The 17,789-nt window shown below is 58.1% G+C and carries 20 protein-coding genes; 18 read left to right on the forward strand and 2 right to left on the reverse strand.

Annotated features, from left to right (window positions below):
- Nucleotides 1-18 precede the first annotated feature (18 nt).
- Both aguB and aguA read left to right on the forward strand, forming a co-directional pair.
- Entirely contained in the window at nucleotides 19-909 is an 891-nt protein-coding gene (gene aguB / locus G403_RS0104005) for an N-carbamoylputrescine amidase (RefSeq protein WP_027852848.1), read from the forward strand.
- The gene (aguA, locus tag G403_RS0104010) at nucleotides 906-2,000 is read left to right on the forward strand and encodes an agmatine deiminase (RefSeq protein ID WP_027852849.1); all 1,095 of its coding nucleotides are present in this window, start codon (nucleotides 906-908) and stop codon (nucleotides 1,998-2,000) included. The genes aguB and aguA overlap by 4 nt, the downstream gene beginning before the upstream one ends.
- Nucleotides 2,001-2,006: 6 nt before the next feature.
- On the opposite strand, the gene G403_RS0104015 is transcribed toward aguA, so the two are convergent.
- Nucleotides 2,007-2,555, reverse strand: a complete 549-nt coding sequence (locus G403_RS0104015; RefSeq protein WP_027852850.1) for a helix-turn-helix domain-containing protein — start codon at nucleotides 2,553-2,555, stop codon at nucleotides 2,007-2,009.
- Nucleotides 2,556-2,685: 130 nt separating this feature from the next.
- On the opposite strand from G403_RS0104015, the gene G403_RS0104020 reads away from it, so the two are divergent.
- From G403_RS0104020 to G403_RS0104030, 3 genes are all read left to right on the forward strand, one after another.
- A complete protein-coding gene (locus tag G403_RS0104020) occupies nucleotides 2,686-3,987 on the forward strand; it encodes an NAD(P)/FAD-dependent oxidoreductase (protein ID WP_027852851.1) in 1,302 nt (433 codons plus the stop codon).
- Nucleotides 3,988-4,067: 80 nt separating this feature from the next.
- Nucleotides 4,068-4,322: an FAD assembly factor SdhE gene (locus G403_RS0104025; RefSeq protein WP_027852852.1), complete on the forward strand. Its 255-nt coding sequence runs from the start codon at nucleotides 4,068-4,070 to the stop codon at nucleotides 4,320-4,322.
- Nucleotides 4,276-4,773, forward strand: a complete 498-nt coding sequence (locus G403_RS0104030; RefSeq protein WP_027852853.1) for a protein YgfX — start codon at nucleotides 4,276-4,278, stop codon at nucleotides 4,771-4,773. Before G403_RS0104025 ends, G403_RS0104030 begins: the two co-directional genes overlap by 47 nt.
- On the opposite strand, the gene nadB is transcribed toward G403_RS0104030, so the two are convergent.
- Complete coding sequence (nadB, locus tag G403_RS0104035; protein WP_027852854.1) at nucleotides 4,746-6,347, reverse strand: L-aspartate oxidase; 1,602 nt, start codon at nucleotides 6,345-6,347, stop codon at nucleotides 4,746-4,748. The two genes, G403_RS0104030 and nadB, sit on opposite strands and share 28 nt — an antisense overlap.
- 243 nt (nucleotides 6,348-6,590) lie before the next feature.
- On the opposite strand from nadB, the gene rpoE reads away from it, so the two are divergent.
- The 13 genes from rpoE (at nucleotide 6,591) to cysM (ending at nucleotide 17,651) form a co-directional block, all read left to right on the forward strand.
- Entirely contained in the window at nucleotides 6,591-7,178 is a 588-nt protein-coding gene (rpoE, locus tag G403_RS0104040; protein WP_027852855.1) for an RNA polymerase sigma factor RpoE, read from the forward strand.
- Between the two features lie 112 nt (nucleotides 7,179-7,290).
- Nucleotides 7,291-8,160: a MucB/RseB C-terminal domain-containing protein gene (locus G403_RS24325; RefSeq protein WP_051298516.1), complete on the forward strand. Its 870-nt coding sequence runs from the start codon at nucleotides 7,291-7,293 to the stop codon at nucleotides 8,158-8,160.
- A 4-nt stretch (nucleotides 8,161-8,164) separates the two neighbouring features.
- A complete protein-coding gene (locus G403_RS0104050; protein ID WP_027852856.1) occupies nucleotides 8,165-8,599 on the forward strand; it encodes a SoxR reducing system RseC family protein in 435 nt (144 codons plus the stop codon).
- A gap of 44 nt (nucleotides 8,600-8,643) precedes the next feature.
- Nucleotides 8,644-10,065 carry a DegQ family serine endoprotease gene (locus tag G403_RS0104055; protein WP_027852857.1) on the forward strand — a complete coding sequence of 474 codons (1,422 nt, stop codon included), beginning with the start codon at nucleotides 8,644-8,646 and terminating at the stop codon, nucleotides 10,063-10,065.
- A 102-nt stretch (nucleotides 10,066-10,167) separates the two neighbouring features.
- Nucleotides 10,168-12,006 carry a translation elongation factor 4 gene (lepA, locus tag G403_RS0104060; protein WP_211232641.1) on the forward strand — a complete coding sequence of 613 codons (1,839 nt, stop codon included), beginning with the start codon at nucleotides 10,168-10,170 and terminating at the stop codon, nucleotides 12,004-12,006.
- Nucleotides 12,006-12,824: a signal peptidase I gene (gene lepB, locus G403_RS0104065; protein WP_036232468.1), complete on the forward strand. Its 819-nt coding sequence runs from the start codon at nucleotides 12,006-12,008 to the stop codon at nucleotides 12,822-12,824. Before lepA ends, lepB begins: the two co-directional genes overlap by 1 nt.
- An 11-nt stretch (nucleotides 12,825-12,835) precedes the next feature.
- The gene (locus G403_RS0104070; RefSeq protein ID WP_027852860.1) at nucleotides 12,836-13,213 is read left to right on the forward strand and encodes a DUF4845 domain-containing protein; all 378 of its coding nucleotides are present in this window, start codon (nucleotides 12,836-12,838) and stop codon (nucleotides 13,211-13,213) included.
- Complete coding sequence (gene rnc / locus G403_RS0104075) at nucleotides 13,210-13,899, forward strand: ribonuclease III (RefSeq protein ID WP_027852861.1); 690 nt, start codon at nucleotides 13,210-13,212, stop codon at nucleotides 13,897-13,899. Before G403_RS0104070 ends, rnc begins: the two co-directional genes overlap by 4 nt.
- A complete protein-coding gene (gene era / locus G403_RS0104080) occupies nucleotides 13,896-14,804 on the forward strand; it encodes a GTPase Era (protein WP_027852862.1) in 909 nt (302 codons plus the stop codon). Before rnc ends, era begins: the two co-directional genes overlap by 4 nt.
- Nucleotides 14,804-15,490, forward strand: a complete 687-nt coding sequence (gene recO, locus G403_RS0104085; RefSeq protein ID WP_027852863.1) for a DNA repair protein RecO — start codon at nucleotides 14,804-14,806, stop codon at nucleotides 15,488-15,490. The genes era and recO overlap by 1 nt, the downstream gene beginning before the upstream one ends.
- Nucleotides 15,487-16,260: a pyridoxine 5'-phosphate synthase gene (pdxJ, locus tag G403_RS0104090; RefSeq protein WP_027852864.1), complete on the forward strand. Its 774-nt coding sequence runs from the start codon at nucleotides 15,487-15,489 to the stop codon at nucleotides 16,258-16,260. The genes recO and pdxJ overlap by 4 nt, the downstream gene beginning before the upstream one ends.
- Nucleotides 16,257-16,634, forward strand: coding sequence for a holo-ACP synthase (gene acpS, locus G403_RS0104095; RefSeq protein WP_027852865.1), 378 nt, complete (start codon nucleotides 16,257-16,259; stop codon nucleotides 16,632-16,634). Before pdxJ ends, acpS begins: the two co-directional genes overlap by 4 nt.
- A gap of 117 nt (nucleotides 16,635-16,751) precedes the next feature.
- Complete coding sequence (cysM, locus tag G403_RS0104100) at nucleotides 16,752-17,651, forward strand: cysteine synthase CysM (RefSeq protein WP_027852866.1); 900 nt, start codon at nucleotides 16,752-16,754, stop codon at nucleotides 17,649-17,651.
- The last annotated feature ends 138 nt before the right edge of the window (nucleotides 17,652-17,789 follow it).

Here is a 17,789-nt window from a genome sequence, read left to right on the forward strand (position 1 = left end):
CAACTGAAGGAGGACCCCATGTCCCGGATTGTGACTGTTGCTGCCACGCAGATGGCCTGCGGTGAAAACCGGCAAGAGAATATCGAACGCGCCGAACGTCTGGTGCGACAGGCCCGGGATGAGGGAGCACAGATCATTCTGCTGCAGGAGTTGTTCGAGACTCCCTATTTCTGCAAGAAGCAGAAGGCGGAATACCTGCAGCTGGCAACGCGTGTGGAAGACAATCCGGCGGTCCGCCATTTTGCCCGGTTGGCGGCCGAACTGGAGGTGGTTCTTCCAATCAGCTTTTACGAGCACGCGGGTCAGGCGCGTTTCAATTCGCTGGTGGTGATCGATGCCGATGGCACCGTGCTACCCGGTGTTTATCGCAAAAGTCATATCCCCGATGGCCCGGGCTACAGTGAAAAGTTCTATTTCTCCCCGGGCGACAGCGGATTTCGGGTATGGCAAACGCACTATGCCAAAATCGGTGTGGGTATCTGCTGGGATCAGTGGTTCCCGGAAACGGCTCGCTCGCTGGCGTTGATGGGGGCGGAGCTGATCTTTTATCCCACGGCCATCGGCAGTGAGCCTCAGGATCCGACACTGGATTCCCGGGATCATTGGCAGCGCACCCAGCAGGGCCACGCTGCCGCAAATCTGACACCGGTGATCGCCTCCAACCGAATCGGTGTGGAGTGTGAGGAGGAGATTGAAACCACCTTCTACGGATCATCCTTTATCGCCGACGCCCATGGCGCGAAGGTAGCCGAAGCGGACCGAAGTGCCGAAGCGGTGCTGGTACACAGCTTCGATCTGGATAAGATCGAGGCTGTCCGCAGCGGTTGGGGCGTCTTCCGCGACCGCCGTCCCGAACTCTACGGCGCGCTGGGCACGCTGGATGGCAAGATACAGGAGAAAACGGTATGAAGCCCCTGACAACCCTGCCGGCCCGGGATGGATTCCGTATGCCTGCGGAATGGGAACCACAACAGCAGATCTGGATGCTGTGGCCGGAGCGCCCCGATAACTGGCGCAACGGCGGGAAACCGGCGCAACAGGCGTTTGCCGCCGTAGCCCGGGCGATTGCCGGGTTTGAGCCGGTGACGGTAGGCGTCAGTCAGGCGCAGTACGAGAATGCCTGCTATCGGTTGGCTGACCCGGCGATTCGTGTGGTGGAGCTCTCCAGCAACGACGCCTGGATGCGTGATGTAGGCCCCACCTTTGTGACCAACGGGCGCGAGCTCCGGGCGATCGACTGGACCTTCAACGCCTGGGGCGGGCTCGACGGCGGCCTTTATCAACCCTGGGATCTGGATGACCAGGTGGCGGGGAAAGTGGCCGCTATGGAACGTGTTTCACGCTATCGAACCGAGGGTTTTGTGCTTGAAGGCGGATCGATCCATGTGGATGGCGAGGGGACCCTGCTGACCACCGAGGAGTGCCTGTTAAACCCGAACCGTAACCCGCACCTGAGTCGTGAACAGATCGAGCAGATACTGGATCAAAACCTGGGGGTATCCAAGGTCATCTGGTTACCCGAGGGCCTCTACAACGATGAAACCGACGGTCATGTGGATAATTTCTGCTGTTTTGTCGGTCCCACTGAGGTGATGCTGGCCTGGACCGATGACCCTGCGGATCCGAACTATGACCGCTGCCATGCGGCTCTGTCGGTGCTGGAAGGTTCAACCGATGCCAAGGGGCGTGCATTAACGGTCCATAAAATGCCGATACCGGGGCCGATTCATGCAACGCCTGACGAGTGTGACGGGGTTGATAGCAGCCTGACCAGTCAGCCCCGGGAGCCCGAGGTGAGGCTGGCAGGCTCCTATGTCAATTATCTGCTGGTCAACGGCGGGGTGATTATGCCGTCGTTCGATGATCCGGCCGATGAGCCGGCCCGGCAACTCATGGAACAGCTCTACCCGCAACGTCGGGTGGTGGTGGTTCCGGGGCGGGAGATCCTGCTCGGCGGTGGCAACATACACTGCATTACCCAGCAGCAGCCGATGCCGTGATCGGCATTAGCCGGTGCCGGTTCGCGTCGAGGCGCTAACCAGGCGGCAGGGTTGATCGAAAGGGTTGCGTAACCGGTGAGGACGATCACTTTCCATGTAAAAGCAGTCACCGGGACCCAGGGTGTGGCGCTCCTGATCGATACTGAGCTCCAGACGCCCCTCGATGATAATTCCGGCTAACTCGCCATCCCGCTGTTGAAAGCGGCTGGGCCCGCTTTGGGGCGGATAGTGGTGATTGATCAGGGTCAGTGAACGGAAGGGCAGGTCGGCCCCCACCAGCTGGCGGATGACGCCTTCGTGGCCCACATCCGGCAGCTCATCGGCCAGGTAGACGGTTTTGGGTCCAGAGCCGTTGGAACTGGCAGACGCGAAGAACTCCGGCAGCGACAGCGGAATGCCGGAGAGCACCTTTTCCAGTGAGCTGACCGAGGGGCTGACGCTGTTTTTCTCGATCATGGAAATGGTGCTGTTGGTTACCCCGGCGCGCTTTGCCAGCTCTCGCTGAGACAGGCCCCGGGCCTTGCGTACGGTTTTAAGCGTGGCACCGATATCCAAGGGGTGTCGAGCCTCCGATTGGCTGCGCCGTTTGATGACAGCTCAGCAGGCGAAAACGTTATTATAAGCGATTGAAAGCAAAATATTGAACACCTGTAAAATTTAATGGACAGATAATAGGGAGCCCACCATGAAAAGCCCGGTTCACAGCGAACGCTACCCCGATTCTTTCTACGTGGCGACAGCGCGCGAGGTGACGGAGCACCCTCGGCTTGAAGAAGAGCTGGATGTGGATGTCTGTGTTGTCGGCGGCGGCTTCAGTGGCGTGAATACGGCGCTGGAGCTGGCCGAACGCGGCTACAGCGTGGCACTTCTGGAAGCCAAGCGTATCGGATGGGGCGCTTCGGGGCGAAATGGCGGTGAGCTGATCCGGGGTATCGGTCATGGCGTTGAACAGTTCGCCAAGGATATCGGACAGGACGGGGTAGACGCCATCGGTCGCATGGGGGTTGAAGCGGTGGAGATCGTGCGCGAGCGCGTGGCACGCTATCAAATCGAGTGTGATCTGCAGATGGGCTACTGTGACCTGGCGCTGAAACAGCGGCATATGCGGGAGCTGGAGGAGGATCAACGCTTCCTGGAGGGAATCGGCTACCGCCATGAAACCCGAATTCTGCAGCGTGATCAGATGCATCAGGTGGTTGGCTCTGACCGCTATATCGGGGGCATGGTCGATATGGGAAGCGGGCATCTGCATCCGTTGAATCTGGTACTGGGCGAGGCTCGCGCGGCACGTGAAGCGGGTGTGAAACTGTTCGAGTATTCCCCGGCACAACGGATCATCAAAGGGGAGCGGCCCCAGGTCGAAACGCCACGCGGCAAGGTGACCTGCAACTACCTCGTACTCTGCGGTAACGCCTATATCGGCCACTCACTGGAGCCGGAACTGGGCGGGAAAGTGCTGCCCGCCGGCAGCTATATGATCGCCACCGAGCCGCTGGACGAAGCGGTCGCTCGTCAGCTAATCCCAGAAAATATGGCGTTCGCTGATCTCAGCGTGGCCTTGGACTACTATCATTTGTCTGCTGACCGGCGTCTGCTGTTTGGGGGGTTGTGCAACTACTCCGGCCGAGATCCCAAGGATATTACCGCGGCGCTCAAGCCCAACCTGGAGCGTGTATTTCCGCAACTTCAGTCGGTGCGAATCGACTATGAGTGGGGTGGAATGATCGGTATTGGTGCCAACCGCCTGCCCCAGGTGGGCAGCCTGACCGGCTCGCCCAATATCCTTTTTGCGCAGGCGTATGCGGGACATGGTGTTAACGCCACGCATATGGCGGCCCGGATTCTGGCTGATTATATCCAGGGAGATGGAGCGCGCTTTGATATCTTCGCTTCGGTTAAACATATGACCTTCCCGGGTGGGCCGGCCCTGCGCTCTCCACTGCTGGCGCTGGGTATGCTCTATCACCGTCTGAAAGACCTGCTCTGATGATCACTGTCACTGGCAGATAACGGCCAAAGCCTGTTAAATAGCACCCCGGCGAGACTGTGCCCTTAACAGGAGTGAACATGTATAGCGAAGAAGATATCAGGCGACTGGCCTGGCAGAGTCGGCGTGGGATGCTGGAGCTCGATGTGCTCTTTGTCCCCTTCGTCGAAGAGGCGTTTCGCGATCTGGAACCGGATGATCAGGATCGCTTTGTAAAACTGCTCGAGTGCGAGGACCAGGATCTGTTTATCTGGTTCATGCAGCGTGACACACCGAAGGACCCGGATCTTGCGCGCATCGTCGACATCATTCTCAAACGGGTTCAGCCCGCTTGAGATACGGTTTAAGCCAGGCCGCCGCTGGGCGGTAATCGCTTGGAGTATTGCGCTGGCGGCAATCACGGCAGTCCTGGTTTCGGGGCTGCAGCCCTGGGCCAAACTGGCCGCCATTGGCGTGCTCTGTGTACTGTTAACGGTGGGTGCGGTTCGAGGTGCGGTCAACCGTATCGCTGATGCGCCCATTCAGGGGTTGCGGTTGATGCCGGATCAGCGTGAGTACCGGGTTTTAACACTCACCGATGCTTTCACCGTGGACCAGATCCGTGAAGTGCGCATCACACCCTGGCTAATCGCGGTCAATCTTAAACTGTTGAACCAAACGCGTCCGGTCTGGGTGATGCTTTGCCGCGACCAGGTGAGTGCGGATCAGTGGCGCCGGCTGAGCGTAGTTCTCAGTTGGGCGCCACCGGTTGTTGAGCCTCAGCGAGACGCTTCCGGCCAGGGGTAGTTGATCGGCGCCAGGATGGTATCCTGCAGTTCAGGGCCGGTTTCGGGATAATCCAGTGTGTAATGCAGCCCGCGGCTTTCCTTGCGCAGCAGCGCCGAGCGGATAATCAACTCCGCTACCGTGGCCAGATTGCGCAGTTCGATCAGATCCCGGCTGACCTTATAGTTGCTGTAGTATTCGGTGATCTCCTGTTGCAGCAGATCGACCCGGTGCTGTGCCCGCTGCAACCGTTTGTTGGTTCTGACAATGCCCACGTAATCCCACATGAAGCGACGTAACTCTTCCCAGTTATGGGCAATGATCACATCCTCGTCGGAATCGGTGACCTGAGATTCGTCCCAGGCGGGGACCTGGGGCAGGGGAGGCAGGGTTTCCTGTAAAGCGTCGGCGATCGCCAGGGCTGCGGAACGGCCGTAGACGACACACTCCAGCAGCGAGTTGGAGGCCAGCCGGTTGGCGCCGTGCAGCCCGGTGTAGGCGGTTTCACCGATGGCGTATAGACCGGGCAGGTCGGTGCGTCCGGCCAGGTCGGTCATAACGCCGCCGCAGGTGTAATGGGCCGCCGGTACCACCGGGATCGGCTCCCGTGTCATATCGATGCCGTAGCTGAGACAGCGTTCGTAGATGGTCGGGAAATGGGCCTTAATGAACTCCGCCGGACGGTGCGAAATATCCAGATAGACATATTCCAGGCCCAGGCGCTTCATCTCGTGGTCGATAGTGCGCGCTACGATGTCGCGGGGAGCGAGCTCCGCACGCTCGTCAAAGTTAGGCATAAAACGGGTGCCGTCGGGTAGCCGCAGAATACCGCCCTCACCGCGAACCGCTTCGGAGATCAGGAATGACTTCGCCTTGGGGTGGAACAGGCAGGTGGGGTGAAACTGGTTGAATTCCAGGTTCGCCACCCGGCAGCCGGCACGCCAGGCCATGGCGATGCCATCCCCGGTGGCGCCATCGGGGTTGCTGGTATAAAGGTAAGTTTTGGAGGCGCCGCCGGTGGCCAGCACTACCTGTTGTGCCTTGATCACCTCCACATGGCCAGTGTGCGCATTAAGCACGTAAGCACCGACACAGCGGTTGTTACCCAGGCGCAGTTTGCTGCGGGTAATCAGATCGATGGCGATATGGTGTTCGCAGAGTTCGATATTGGCGGCGGCCTGCACACGCTGGATCAGCGTTTCGCCCACGGCTTCGCCGGTGGCATCGTTGGCGTGAATGATCCGTCGGTGGGAGTGACCGCCCTCTTGGGTGAGGTGATAGTGGTCCTCCTCGCGGGTAAAGGGAACGCCTTGTTCAATCAGCCAGTCGATCCCTTCGCGCCCACCGGCTACGGTGTGTTCTACCGCGTCCGGTTTACTCAGGGCACTCCCGGCCACCAGCGTATCGTCGATGTGAGACTCGATGCTGTCTTCATTATCCAGTACCGCCGCGATTCCGCCCTGTGCATACCAGGTGGAGCCGTTGTCGGGCGTACTTTTGCTCAAGATGCAGATTCGGGTGCGGGGGGGCAGGTTCAGGGCCAGTGTGAGGCCCGCAGCGCCGCTACCGATAATAAGAACATCCACCTCACGCATGCGGTATCCTACCCTTTTAGACGAAAGTTTTAGTATTTAGGCGGAAAGCATACCACTGCGCCGGCAAAGCCAAAAATTTCACAACGTCGCGGAACTTCGACGGAGCGGCAAACTCATAGCCATTAGTCATCGCCGGTCAGGGATTCTTGTTGCAATGCGTTAGCAGTGGACCACATACTTTTCAGCAGTCGATGCGCCATGGCGGCGCAGGTAAAAAGCTAGATGTAATGTAAAGGATTCTGTGTGGCGAACGAGAGTCAGGCCGCGGCGGACCAAAAACTGGTAGAACGGGTGCAGGCGGGCGATAAACGCGCATTCGATCTGCTGGTGAAACAGTATCAGCACAAGATTATTGGGCTGATTGGCCGCTATGTTTATGATCACAGCGAAGCGCTGGATGTCGCTCAGGAAGCGTTTATCAAAGCGTATCGGGCACTGCCCAACTTTCGTGGTGAGAGCGCGTTCTACACGTGGTTGTACCGCATCGCGATCAATACAGCCAAGAATCATCTGGTGGCGCGGGGACGTCGCCCGCCGGATACCGATGTGGATGTGGCCGATGCGCACTATTTTGAAGGCGATAGCGAGCTCAAAGAGATCGAAACGCCGGAAAACAGTCTGTATCGCGATGAGCTGGAGCGCGTCGTGCGTGATGCGCTCAACCAGCTGCCGGAGGACCTGCGTGTGGCGCTGACCCTGCGCGAGTTTGAAGGGATGAGCTACGAGGATATCGCCAGCATCATGGATTGCCCCATCGGCACCGTGCGCTCGCGAATCTTCCGGGCGCGTGAGGCGATCGACCGAGAGATTCAGCCGTTGATGGAAAACTGAGTGCTGGAAACGTGCTGAAAAGCCGAGCAGCTTCAACGGCCATAAAAACGAAAAGACAGTTCATCTGTGGTGTGATTTATCCGCGAATGCGTTTCATATTGAGGAAACAGTCATGAGTGAGTGTAAGGAAAGCCTGTCGGCTCTGATGGATGGCGAGACCAGTGATTTTGAGACTCGGCGTCTTCTGCAACAGGTGGATGACGATCCGGCTCTGGGTCAAACCTGGCGCCGCTACCACCTGGCGCGCTCGGTGATGCAGGGCGAGGCCCTGGCCCGTCATGACATGGACCTGAGTGAACGGCTCAGTCTGGCGCTGGCAGAGGAGCCGGCCCATGGTCTCGAGCAGCCGGCAGCAGCGACCCGGTCAGCACCCTCTGTGGTCGAGCGCCTTTCGGGCGTGCGCCGTACCCTTGCCAGCATGGCAGTGGCGGCTTCGGTCACCGCGATTGTGATCTTCGGGGCCAACAATTTTGCGCCGGTGGGCGAGCCTGCCTCGTCGGAGCTGGCGCAGTCGTCGCAAAACCCACAAATTCAATATCCGTCCATGCCTGCTACTGCTTCGGCAGATCTGGTGCGTACCGGCTTTGGTGACCGCGTGGCGCCGGCCGGCAATCGCAGTGAGGCGGGTAGCGCCGAGGTTATTCGCCTGTCTCAGGGGCTTAACGATTACATTGATCAGCACCGGCAGCTGGTTAGCGTCAATCAGCCGCGCTGGCGCAGTACCTGGCTGCCGGAGGGCTATAAGCCGGTACGTCATGAGTTGCTGCCGCACGGTGAGGTGATGATGTTCTCCGATGGTCAGGCTACTTTCTCGGTTACTGTCGAGGAGTTGGGTTACCAGCGCTCCCCGGCCGGTGTGGCTCGCTCTGGCGGACTTCTTGCAGTTGGTCGTCAACAGGGCGATCGATTTGTCACAGTGGTGGGTGATGTGCCGCTGATGATTGCCGATCGGATAGCGAGCAACGTCGAACAGGTCAGGTAGTGCGATGATCGAAGAAGTGGTGCAGGTTTCCCGTGTTGAGGGTGGTGATATCTGGGTAGAGGCGAGTCGGCAGAGTGCCTGTGGCTCCTGCAGTTCAAAAAAGAGCTGTGGTCAGGGTGCGCTGTCTGACTGGATGTCTGGCAGTAGTGTGGAATTGACGGTGCTCAATCCCACCGGACTGCTGCCCAAGGTCGGGGAACGTGTTGTGGTGGGTCTGGAGGAGGGAAGCCTGATCCGGGCCTCTCTGCTGGTCTACCTGTTACCACTGTTTACTTTGGTGTTGTTTGCTGTGATCGCCCGAGGTTTGGGCAGCAGTGAAAGCATTCAGATTCTGGCGGGTCTGACAGGTTTGGCGGCGGGTTTTGTGGGCGCAAAAACGCTGGGTTCGCGTGCCTCCGATACCGGCTGTTATCAGCCAATTCTCCTCCGTTTAGCCTGATCAGGCTCAATTCGTTCAAGCTGTAGAGGTTGTGCAGACGATCTATGGTCATGATTAATCGATGTAAAGCGTTGTTCTTGTTCTGGCTGCTGGCGCTGGTTGCGCCGCTGTCGATGGCGGCTGAGCTACCGGATTTCACGGATCTTGTTAAAGAGTCTTCGCCGGCTGTGGTCAACATCAGTACCGTGCAGTCGATGGACCCGGAAGGCTCTGGCCCGTTGGGGCAGTTTAACGGCCCTGACTCGGAGCAGATTCCGGAGATATTCCGTCATTTTTTCCGCAATATGCCGGAGTTTGACTCGCGCCCTCGTCGGGCACCGGAGTCACTCGGTTCGGGTTTCATCATTTCCGAGGATGGCTACATTCTGACCAATAACCATGTGGTGGATGGTGCCGATCAGGTGATGGTGCGACTCAATGATCGCCGTGAACTGGAAGCGAAAATCATCGGTACCGATGCCCGCTCCGATGTGGCGCTGCTCAAGATCGAGGCAGACGATCTGCCGGTGGTGCGGATTGGTAAAGCCCGGGAACTGGAAGTCGGTGAATGGGTGCTGGCAATCGGCTCGCCGTTTGGCTTCGATCATACCGTTACTGCGGGCATCGTCAGTGCCAAGGAGCGGGCGCTGGCCAACGAGACCTACGTTCCGTTCATCCAGACCGATGTGGCGATCAACCCGGGTAATTCGGGGGGGCCGCTGTTCAATCTTGATGGCGAAGTGATCGGTATCAACTCCCAGATCTACACACGCTCCGGCGGCTTCATGGGGCTCTCCTTTGCGATTCCCATCGATGTGGCCATGGATGTGGCGGATCAGCTCAAGTCTCAGGGCTATGTGTCCCGCGGCTGGCTGGGCGTCGTGATTCAGGAAGTGAACCGTGACCTGGCGGAGTCCTTTGGTCTGGAAAAACCGGCCGGTGCGCTGGTGGCCAAAGTGTTGCCGGATAGCCCGGCACAGGCGGCCGGCTTGCTGGAAGGGGATGTGATTACCCGCTTCAATGGCCGTGATATCGCGCTGTCTTCAGATCTTCCGCACATGGTTGGCCGTGTGAAGCCTGGCACTGAGGTGAAAGTCGAAGTGATTCGCGATGGTGAACGGACCTCCCTGGATGTGGTGGTTGGTTTGCTGCCGGAAGAGGAGCAGCAGGCAAGTAGCGGGTCGGAAGGCCCTCAGGCCGCTCAGTCCAACCGGCTTGGACTTAAGATCGAACCCCTGACCGAAGCCCTGCGTGATCAGTGGAATGTGCGCTCCGGTGTACTGGTTGCAGACGTGGTCGATGGCCCCGGTGCCCGTGCCGGTGTGGTTTCCGGTGATGTGATCACCATGCTTAACGGCAAGCAGATCGAGACCGTGGATCAGTTTGCCCGGGTGGTCGAAGAGCTGCCGGAGGATCGCTCGGTTCCCATGCGTATCGTTCGGCGCGGCAGTCCGCTGTTTATTCCGTTGAAACTCGGTAGCGAGTAACACTGAAAAGGGGCGCAACGCCCCTTTTTTGTGCCTGTGGATCAGCGCTCAACGTGCTGAAACCGGGGAAATACGGTACACTTGCGCGCTCAATTCATTCCGATGACTCTCAGTCGGCTGTTCAAACCGGGTAGCATTATTGTGACCAAGCTGGACCATATTCGTAATTTTTCAATTATTGCGCACATCGATCACGGCAAATCCACGCTGGCGGATCGCCTGATCCAGACCTGTGGAGGTCTGACCGATCGGGAGATGGCCGAGCAGGTGCTCGATTCCATGGATATCGAGCGCGAACGCGGCATTACCATCAAGGCCCAGAGCGTTACGCTTGATTACACTGCCGACGACGGCAAAGTCTACCAGCTGAACTTTATCGACACCCCGGGACATGTGGACTTCTCCTACGAGGTGTCACGTTCGCTTTACGCCTGTGAGGGCGCGCTGCTGGTGGTCGATGCGGCTCAGGGCGTTGAAGCCCAGTCTGTGGCCAACTGTTATACCGCCATCGAACAGGGTCTGGAGGTTCTGCCGATCCTCAACAAAATGGATCTGCCCCAGGCCGAGCCCGAGCGGGTGCGTCAGGAGATTGAAGAAGTCATCGGTATCGATGCAACCGATGCCATTCCCTGCTCCGCTAAAACCGGTCTTGGTGTCAAGGATGTGCTCGAAGCGCTGATCAAGGTCATTCCGGCGCCTGAAGGGGATGTGGATGCCCCGCTGCAGGCGTTGATTATCGACTCCTGGTTCGATAATTACCTGGGTGTTGTCTCGCTGGTTCGTGTCAAGCAGGGCACGCTGAAGAAGAAAGACAAGATCATGGTGAAATCCACCGGTCAGCCCTATCAGGCCGATCTGGTGGGTATCTTCACCCCCAAACAGAAAGAAACCGGCATTTTACGGGCCGGTGAAGTGGGCTTTGTCGTGGCCGGTATCAAGGATATCCACGGCGCTCCGGTGGGCGATACCCTGACTCATGCCAAGACCCCGGATGTGCCGATGCTGCCCGGCTTTCAAAAGGTGCAGCCGCAGGTTTACGCGGGCCTGTTCCCGACCAGTGCCGATGACTACGAGGATTTCCGTGAGGCGCTGGATAAGCTGACGCTGAACGATGCCTCCCTGTTCTTCGAGCCGGAAAGTTCCGATGCGTTGGGTTTCGGTTTCCGCTGCGGCTTCCTGGGGATGCTCCATATGGAGATTATCCAGGAGCGCCTGGAGCGGGAATACGATCTGGATCTGGTGACGACGGCGCCGACGGTTGTCTATGAACTGGAGATGGAGAGTGGTGAGACGATCTATATCGACAGCCCCTCCAAACTGCCGGATCTGGGTTCTATCCGCGAGATGCGCGAGCCGATCGTACAGGCCAACATCCTGGTTCCCCAGGAGCACCTGGGCCAGGTGATTGGCCTGTGTGTCGATAAGCGGGGTGTTCAGAAGAACATGCAGTTTGTCGGTAACCAGGTTCAGCTCCACTATGAACTGCCGATGGCTGAGGTGGTTCTCGATTTCTTCGATCGCCTGAAGTCGGTCAGCCGGGGCTATGCATCCCTGGAATACAGCTTTCAGCGTTTTGAAGCGGCAAAACTGGTACGCCTGGATATTTTGATTAACGGTGAGCGGGTTGATGCATTGGCTGTCATCCTGCACCGGGATAATGCGCAGTACCGAGGTCGGCAGCTTTGTGAAAAAATGAAGGAGCTGATCCCGCGCCAGATGTTCGATGTGGCGATCCAGGCAGCGATTGGCGGCAAGGTGATCGCCCGTACCACGGTAAAGGCGTTGCGTAAGAACGTACTGGCCAAGTGTTACGGCGGCGATGTAAGCCGCAAGAAGAAGCTGCTGGCGAAACAGAAAGAGGGTAAAAAACGGATGAAGCAGGTCGGCCGGGTGGAGATTCCACAGGATGCCTTCCTTGCGGTACTGAAAGTGGATAACTGATGCCGACCGATTTTGATTTTGCGTTGATTCTGGTGCTCGCCACCCTGATTACCGGGGTGCTATGGGCGTTTGATGCGATACTGCTGGCGCCCAAACGACGTCAGCGCGTAGCGGATGCCCAGCGCCAGGCGGGGGGCGAGCTGCCTGATAGTGCCAAGGCGGAGCTGCTGAAGCCGAGCGTGCTGGGCGATATCGGGCACTCCATGTTCCCGGTGCTGGCGGTGGTGCTCGTGCTGCGCTCTTTTCTGTTTGAGCCTTTCGAGATTCCGTCCGGATCCATGCTGCCGACGCTGAAGATCGGTGACTATATTCTGGTCAATAAATTCCACTACGGTCTGCGCTTACCGGTCCTCAATACCAAGTTTGTTGAAAACAACACGCCGGAGCGTGGTGATGTGGTTGTTTTCAAGTATCCGAAAAACCCGTCGATTAACTATATCAAGCGCGTTGTGGGTGTCCCCGGTGATCTGGTGACCTATAAGGACAAGGTGGTTTACATTAACGGTGAGCCGCAGGGGCAGAAGTTGCTGGCCCGGATTCCACCGTTGAACCCCGAGCAGTTACTGGTTGAAGAGCAGCTTGGGGATGTCAGCCATGAGATCTATCGGGATGTGGGACGGCCTACGCTGAATGCTCAATGGCGGGTGCCGGATGGACACTACTTCGTAATGGGCGATAATCGGGATAACAGCAACGATAGCCGCTATTGGGGTATGGTCCCCGATGAACTGCTGGTTGGTCGTGCCGTTGCTGTCTGGTTGCATTGGGCGGAGTTCTTCTCCTGGCCCGATATCACGGCTGTACGATCTATAAACTAAAGGAGAAAGGGATGAGCGGGTTCGGTAAAAGTCAGCGCGGGGCTTCCCTGCTGTCCAGCTTGCTGGTGATTATTGTGGCCGGGATTTTCTTTACGGTCGGGTTCAAACTCTATACCCCGTACTGGGACCACGCCACAATCAAGTCAGTGGTGGAAACAGCGGCCACGGACGACGAAGAGATCAAGAAACAGGTTCACGATATCCGTCGTGATATCGATTTGAAACTCCATATTAACCAGGTCAGCCTGCCCAGTAAGGATGCACTGAAGATCGAGCTCAAAGAGGGTGTGATCTACTTTGATCTGGTATACGAGCGCCGCGTACCGATGTTTGGCAATGTCGACGCCGTGGTAAATTTTGAAGAGCATTTTGAAGCCGTAAAGCCTTGATAAAACCCACAGCTGAATTAGCCCGACGACTCGGGCACGCGTTTTCTGATCCAGCCCTGTTTGAACTGGCGCTGACCCACCGAAGCTGCGGCAAGCGTAATAACGAGCGGTTGGAGTTCCTGGGGGACTCCATCCTGAATTTCGTCATTGCCGAAGCACTTTACAGCCAGTTTCCAGCCGCCCGTGAAGGACAGATGAGCCGTTTACGGGCGCGTCTGGTTAAAGGTGAGACACTGTCCGAGATTGCCCGGGAGCTGGATATCGGTGATTACCTCCGTTTGGGCTCCGGCGAGCTGAAAAGCGGCGGGTTCCGTCGTGATTCAATTCTGGCCGATGCGGTGGAAGCGATTATCGGCGCAATCTATCTCGATAGCGGCATGGAGACGGCACGCCACTATATCCTTAGCTGGTTTGACGGGCGCCTGAAATCGCTGGATCTGAATGAAAGCCTGAAAGACTCCAAGACCCGGTTGCAGGAGTTTCTGCAGTCCCGTCGCGAAGCGCTGCCCAAGTATGAACTGCTTTCGGTGGATGGCGAGGCCCATGCCCAGACTTTTCATATCCGCTGCGAGGTAGCCCTGCTCGAGCAGCCGACTGAGGGGGTGGGTAGCAGTCGTCGGCAGGCGGAGCAGGAAGCGGCGAGAGCCGCTTTGCAAACCCTGGAAACTCGCGGAGGTCGTGCATGAGCGACACGCATTCACAGACGCGATGTGGTTACGTCACCATCGTTGGCCGCCCCAATGTGGGTAAGTCCACATTGATGAACCACCTGCTGGGTCAAAAGCTCAGTATCACGTCGAAAAAGCCGCAGACCACCCGGCATCAGATTTTGGGTATTAAAACCGAGGGGGATCTGCAGGTGATCTACGTGGATACCCCGGGGTTACATCAGGATGACAAAGGCAAAGCCCTGAACCGGTATATGAACCAGGCCGCCAGCGAGGCGCTGCGACACGTGGACCTGATCGTCTTTATGGTCGATCGGACCGCCTGGACCGACGAGGATGAGGCGGTGCTGGAGAAGCTCAGGTTTGCCAGCTGTCCGGTGATACTGGCCGTGAACAAGGTGGACCTGCTCAAGGACAAGAGTAAATTGCTGCCTCAGCTGGAATCTCTGGCGCAGAAAGGCAACTTTGCCGAGATCGTGCCCATATCCGCCGAGAAGGGGCATAACGTCGATACGCTGGAAGCCACTGTAGAGCGTTACATTCCCGAGGGTGTTCATCTTTATCCGGAAGATCAGGTCACCGACCGCAGCTCACGCTTTGTGGCCGCTGAACTGGTGCGCGAAAAGCTGATGCGTAACCTGGGCGAAGAGGTGCCCTATGGCACGACCGTGGAGATCGAAGAGTTCAAGTTCGACGAAGGGCTGCTGACCATTAGCGCTCTGATTCTGGTGGAGCGTGACGGCCAGAAGCGGATCGTCATTGGACACAAAGGCGAAGTCCTCAAAGTGATAGGCCGGGATGCGCGCAAGGATATGGAGCAGATGTTCGACTGCAAAGTCATGCTCAATCTCTGGGTCAAGGTGAAGCGCGGCTGGGCCGATAATGAGCGGGCCCTGCATAGCCTGGGTTACAGGCATGAGTGATGGCGCAACGCGTCGACGCTTCGGCAGCCTACGTTCTTCATAGCCGACCTTACCGCGAAACCAGTCTGCTGGTGGATCTCTTTACCCTGGAACAGGGTAAGATCAGCGCTGTTGCACGGGGCGCCCGGCGTGCGGGTTCGCGCATGAGGGCCACGCTGCAGCCGTTCCAGTCATTGCATATGGGCTGGCAGGGGCGCTCGGAACTGAAAAACCTGTCCCAGGCGGAAACCAGCGAAATCCAACCTCCGCTTCAGGGGCGTGCACTGCTGTGCGGTCTTTACGTGAACGAGCTGCTGCAGCGTCTGTTGCCCGTGGGCGAACCCTTCCCAAGACTGTTTCTATACTATCGATATGTGCTTAACGAGCTGATTGCGGGCGTTGACCTCGAGGGCGCGCTGCGCACCTTTGAACGCCAGTTGCTGCGTGAGCTGGGTTTCGATCTCGGGTTGGAGCAGGCGATCGATGATCGTTACTATCGTTATCAGACTCAACAGGGCTTGGTGATGGTGGCTGGGGGGCAGGGCATTCCCGGCCGCCACCTGCTGGCGATTGCAAACGATGACTACCGGGAGGCGGACGTCCGTTTGTCCGCCAAGCGCTTGATGCGAGAGGTGCTGCAGGAGCTGCTGGGTGATAAGCCGCTTAACAGCCGTTTACTGTTTATTAAATCGAGGAGAGAAAAGTGACCGACCCGAATCGCCTTTTGCTGGGTGTGAATATCGATCATGTGGCGACACTGCGTCAGGCCCGTGGCACCCGCTACCCGGATCCGGTCCATGCCGCGTTGTTGGCTGAAGAGGCCGGTGCCGACGGTATCACGGTACATCTGCGTGAAGACCGACGTCATATACAGGAGCGTGATGTGCGTCTGCTGGCGCAGACTCTCAACACCCGGATGAATCTGGAGATGGCGGTCACCGAGGAGATGCTGAGCTTCGCTGAGGAGATCCGTCCCAAGCATGTGTGCCTGGTTCCGGAGAAACGCGAGGAGCTGACGACTGAAGGTGGCCTGGATGTGGCCGGTAATTTCGATGCTGTTGCAGCGGCGTGCAAGCGTCTGGCGGCAGCAGGATGCGAGGTCTCCCTGTTTATCGATGCCGATGTGGCGCAGATCGAAGCGGCTGCGCGCGCTCAGGCACCGGTCATCGAGCTGCACACCGGCGCTTTTGCCGATGCCGAGGATAGCGAAGCACAAAAGGCCGAGTTGGAGCGTCTGCGCCAGGGCGCTCGCCGCGCACGGGACCTGGGATTGATTGTGAATGCCGGTCATGGTTTGCACTACCACAATGTAGAGCAGGTGGCTGAGATTCCGGAGCTGCATGAGCTGAATATCGGTCACGGCCTGATCGCGCACGCGCTGTTCGTGGGCATCAAGCAGGCGGTTGTCGAGATGCGTGAGCTGATGGATCGGGCGCAGAGCCGGGTCCAGGCGCGTCGGGATGCGGTCCGCCGATGATTGTCGGGTTGGGTACCGATATTGTTGAGATTGAGCGAATCTCCGGGGCGCTAGAGCGTCGCCCCCGGTTTGCCGAGCGTATCCTGTGCCCGGTGGAACTGGCGCGATACCGTGAAGTACGTGATCCGGCCCGTTTTCTGGCCAAGCGTTTTGCTGCCAAGGAAGCGGCGGTGAAAGCGTTGGGCACAGGAATCGGGCGCGGGATCGGCTGGCAGCAGTTCAGCATAGAGTCCGATGGTGCATCCCCGCCTCAATTGCGCTTGAGCGGTTTTGCCGCCGACGTCGCAAAGCAGCGCGGCATCAGCCGTTGGCTGATATCCTACAGTGACGAACGCCACTACGTGGTGGCAACTGTTATGGCCTGTGCGTCCTGATCCACTCTATTGTGGCCTCCCCACACCCCTGATATGATCCGATGAGACTGGTTGGGAATAACGTAACCATTTTATATTCCTTTTAGTTTTATAAACCTCTGCTCGGATCATAACAGCATGGCCATCGAATACCCGACAATCGCCGATTGCGTCGGTCAAACGCCGCTTGTTCGCCTGCAACGGATGGACGCACCCAACGGTAATCTCATCCTGTGTAAGCTCGAGGGGAATAACCCGGCGGGCTCCGTTAAAGACCGTCCGGCGCTGAGTATGATCTCGTTGGCGGAGGAGCGTGGTGAGATCGCGCCCGGCGATACGTTGATTGAAGCGACCTCGGGTAATACGGGTATTGCCCTGGCGATGGCGGCCGCCATCAAGGGCTATCGGATGAAGCTGATTATGCCCGCCAACATGAGCGCGGAACGCAAGTCGGCGATGACGGCGTACGGGGCTGAGCTTATCGAGGTGACTCAGGAACAGGGGATGGAATACGCTCGCGATCTGGCGCTGGAGATGCAGGCAGCGGGCGAGGGGCGTGTACTCGATCAATTCTCCAACCCTGATAACCCGGAAGCGCATTATCGAACCACCGGCCCTGAGCTCTGGCAGCAGACTCAGGGCAGTCTGACCCACTTCGTCAGCTCCATGGGGACCACGGGTACCATCATGGGCACCTCGCGTTATTTAAAAGAGCAGAACGCTGCGATTGAGATTGTCGGGCTTCAGCCCGCTGAGGGGTCTCAGATTCCCGGTATTCGCCGCTGGCCCGAAGCCTATCTACCGCGCATCTACGAGCCTGTACGCGTGGACCGGGTGATCGATATCAGTCAGCAGGATGCGGAAGTGACCATGCGTGAACTGGCGCGCCGGGAAGGGATCTTTTGTGGGGTCTCCTCGGGCGGCGCGGTGGCTGGAGCACTGAAGCTCGCCGAGCAGGTGAGCAATGCCACCATCGTTTGCATTATCTGTGACCGGGGCGATCGCTATCTCTCCACCGGTGTTTATAACACCGCTTGATCGCTGTTTCCTTTCTGTTTCAGGGTTAGGCGCGCAGGTTTTTTGGGCGTGCCAGCCCGGCTTTCCTGACGGTCAACTTTGAACTTGCTCGCCTCTGGCGGTCGAAGAGACTAGAATATGCCGCCTGTCGGCTCGATC

The organism is Marinobacterium litorale DSM 23545, assembly GCF_000428985.1.
GTDB classification, from domain to species: domain Bacteria; phylum Pseudomonadota; class Gammaproteobacteria; order Pseudomonadales; family Balneatricaceae; genus Marinobacterium_D; species Marinobacterium_D litorale.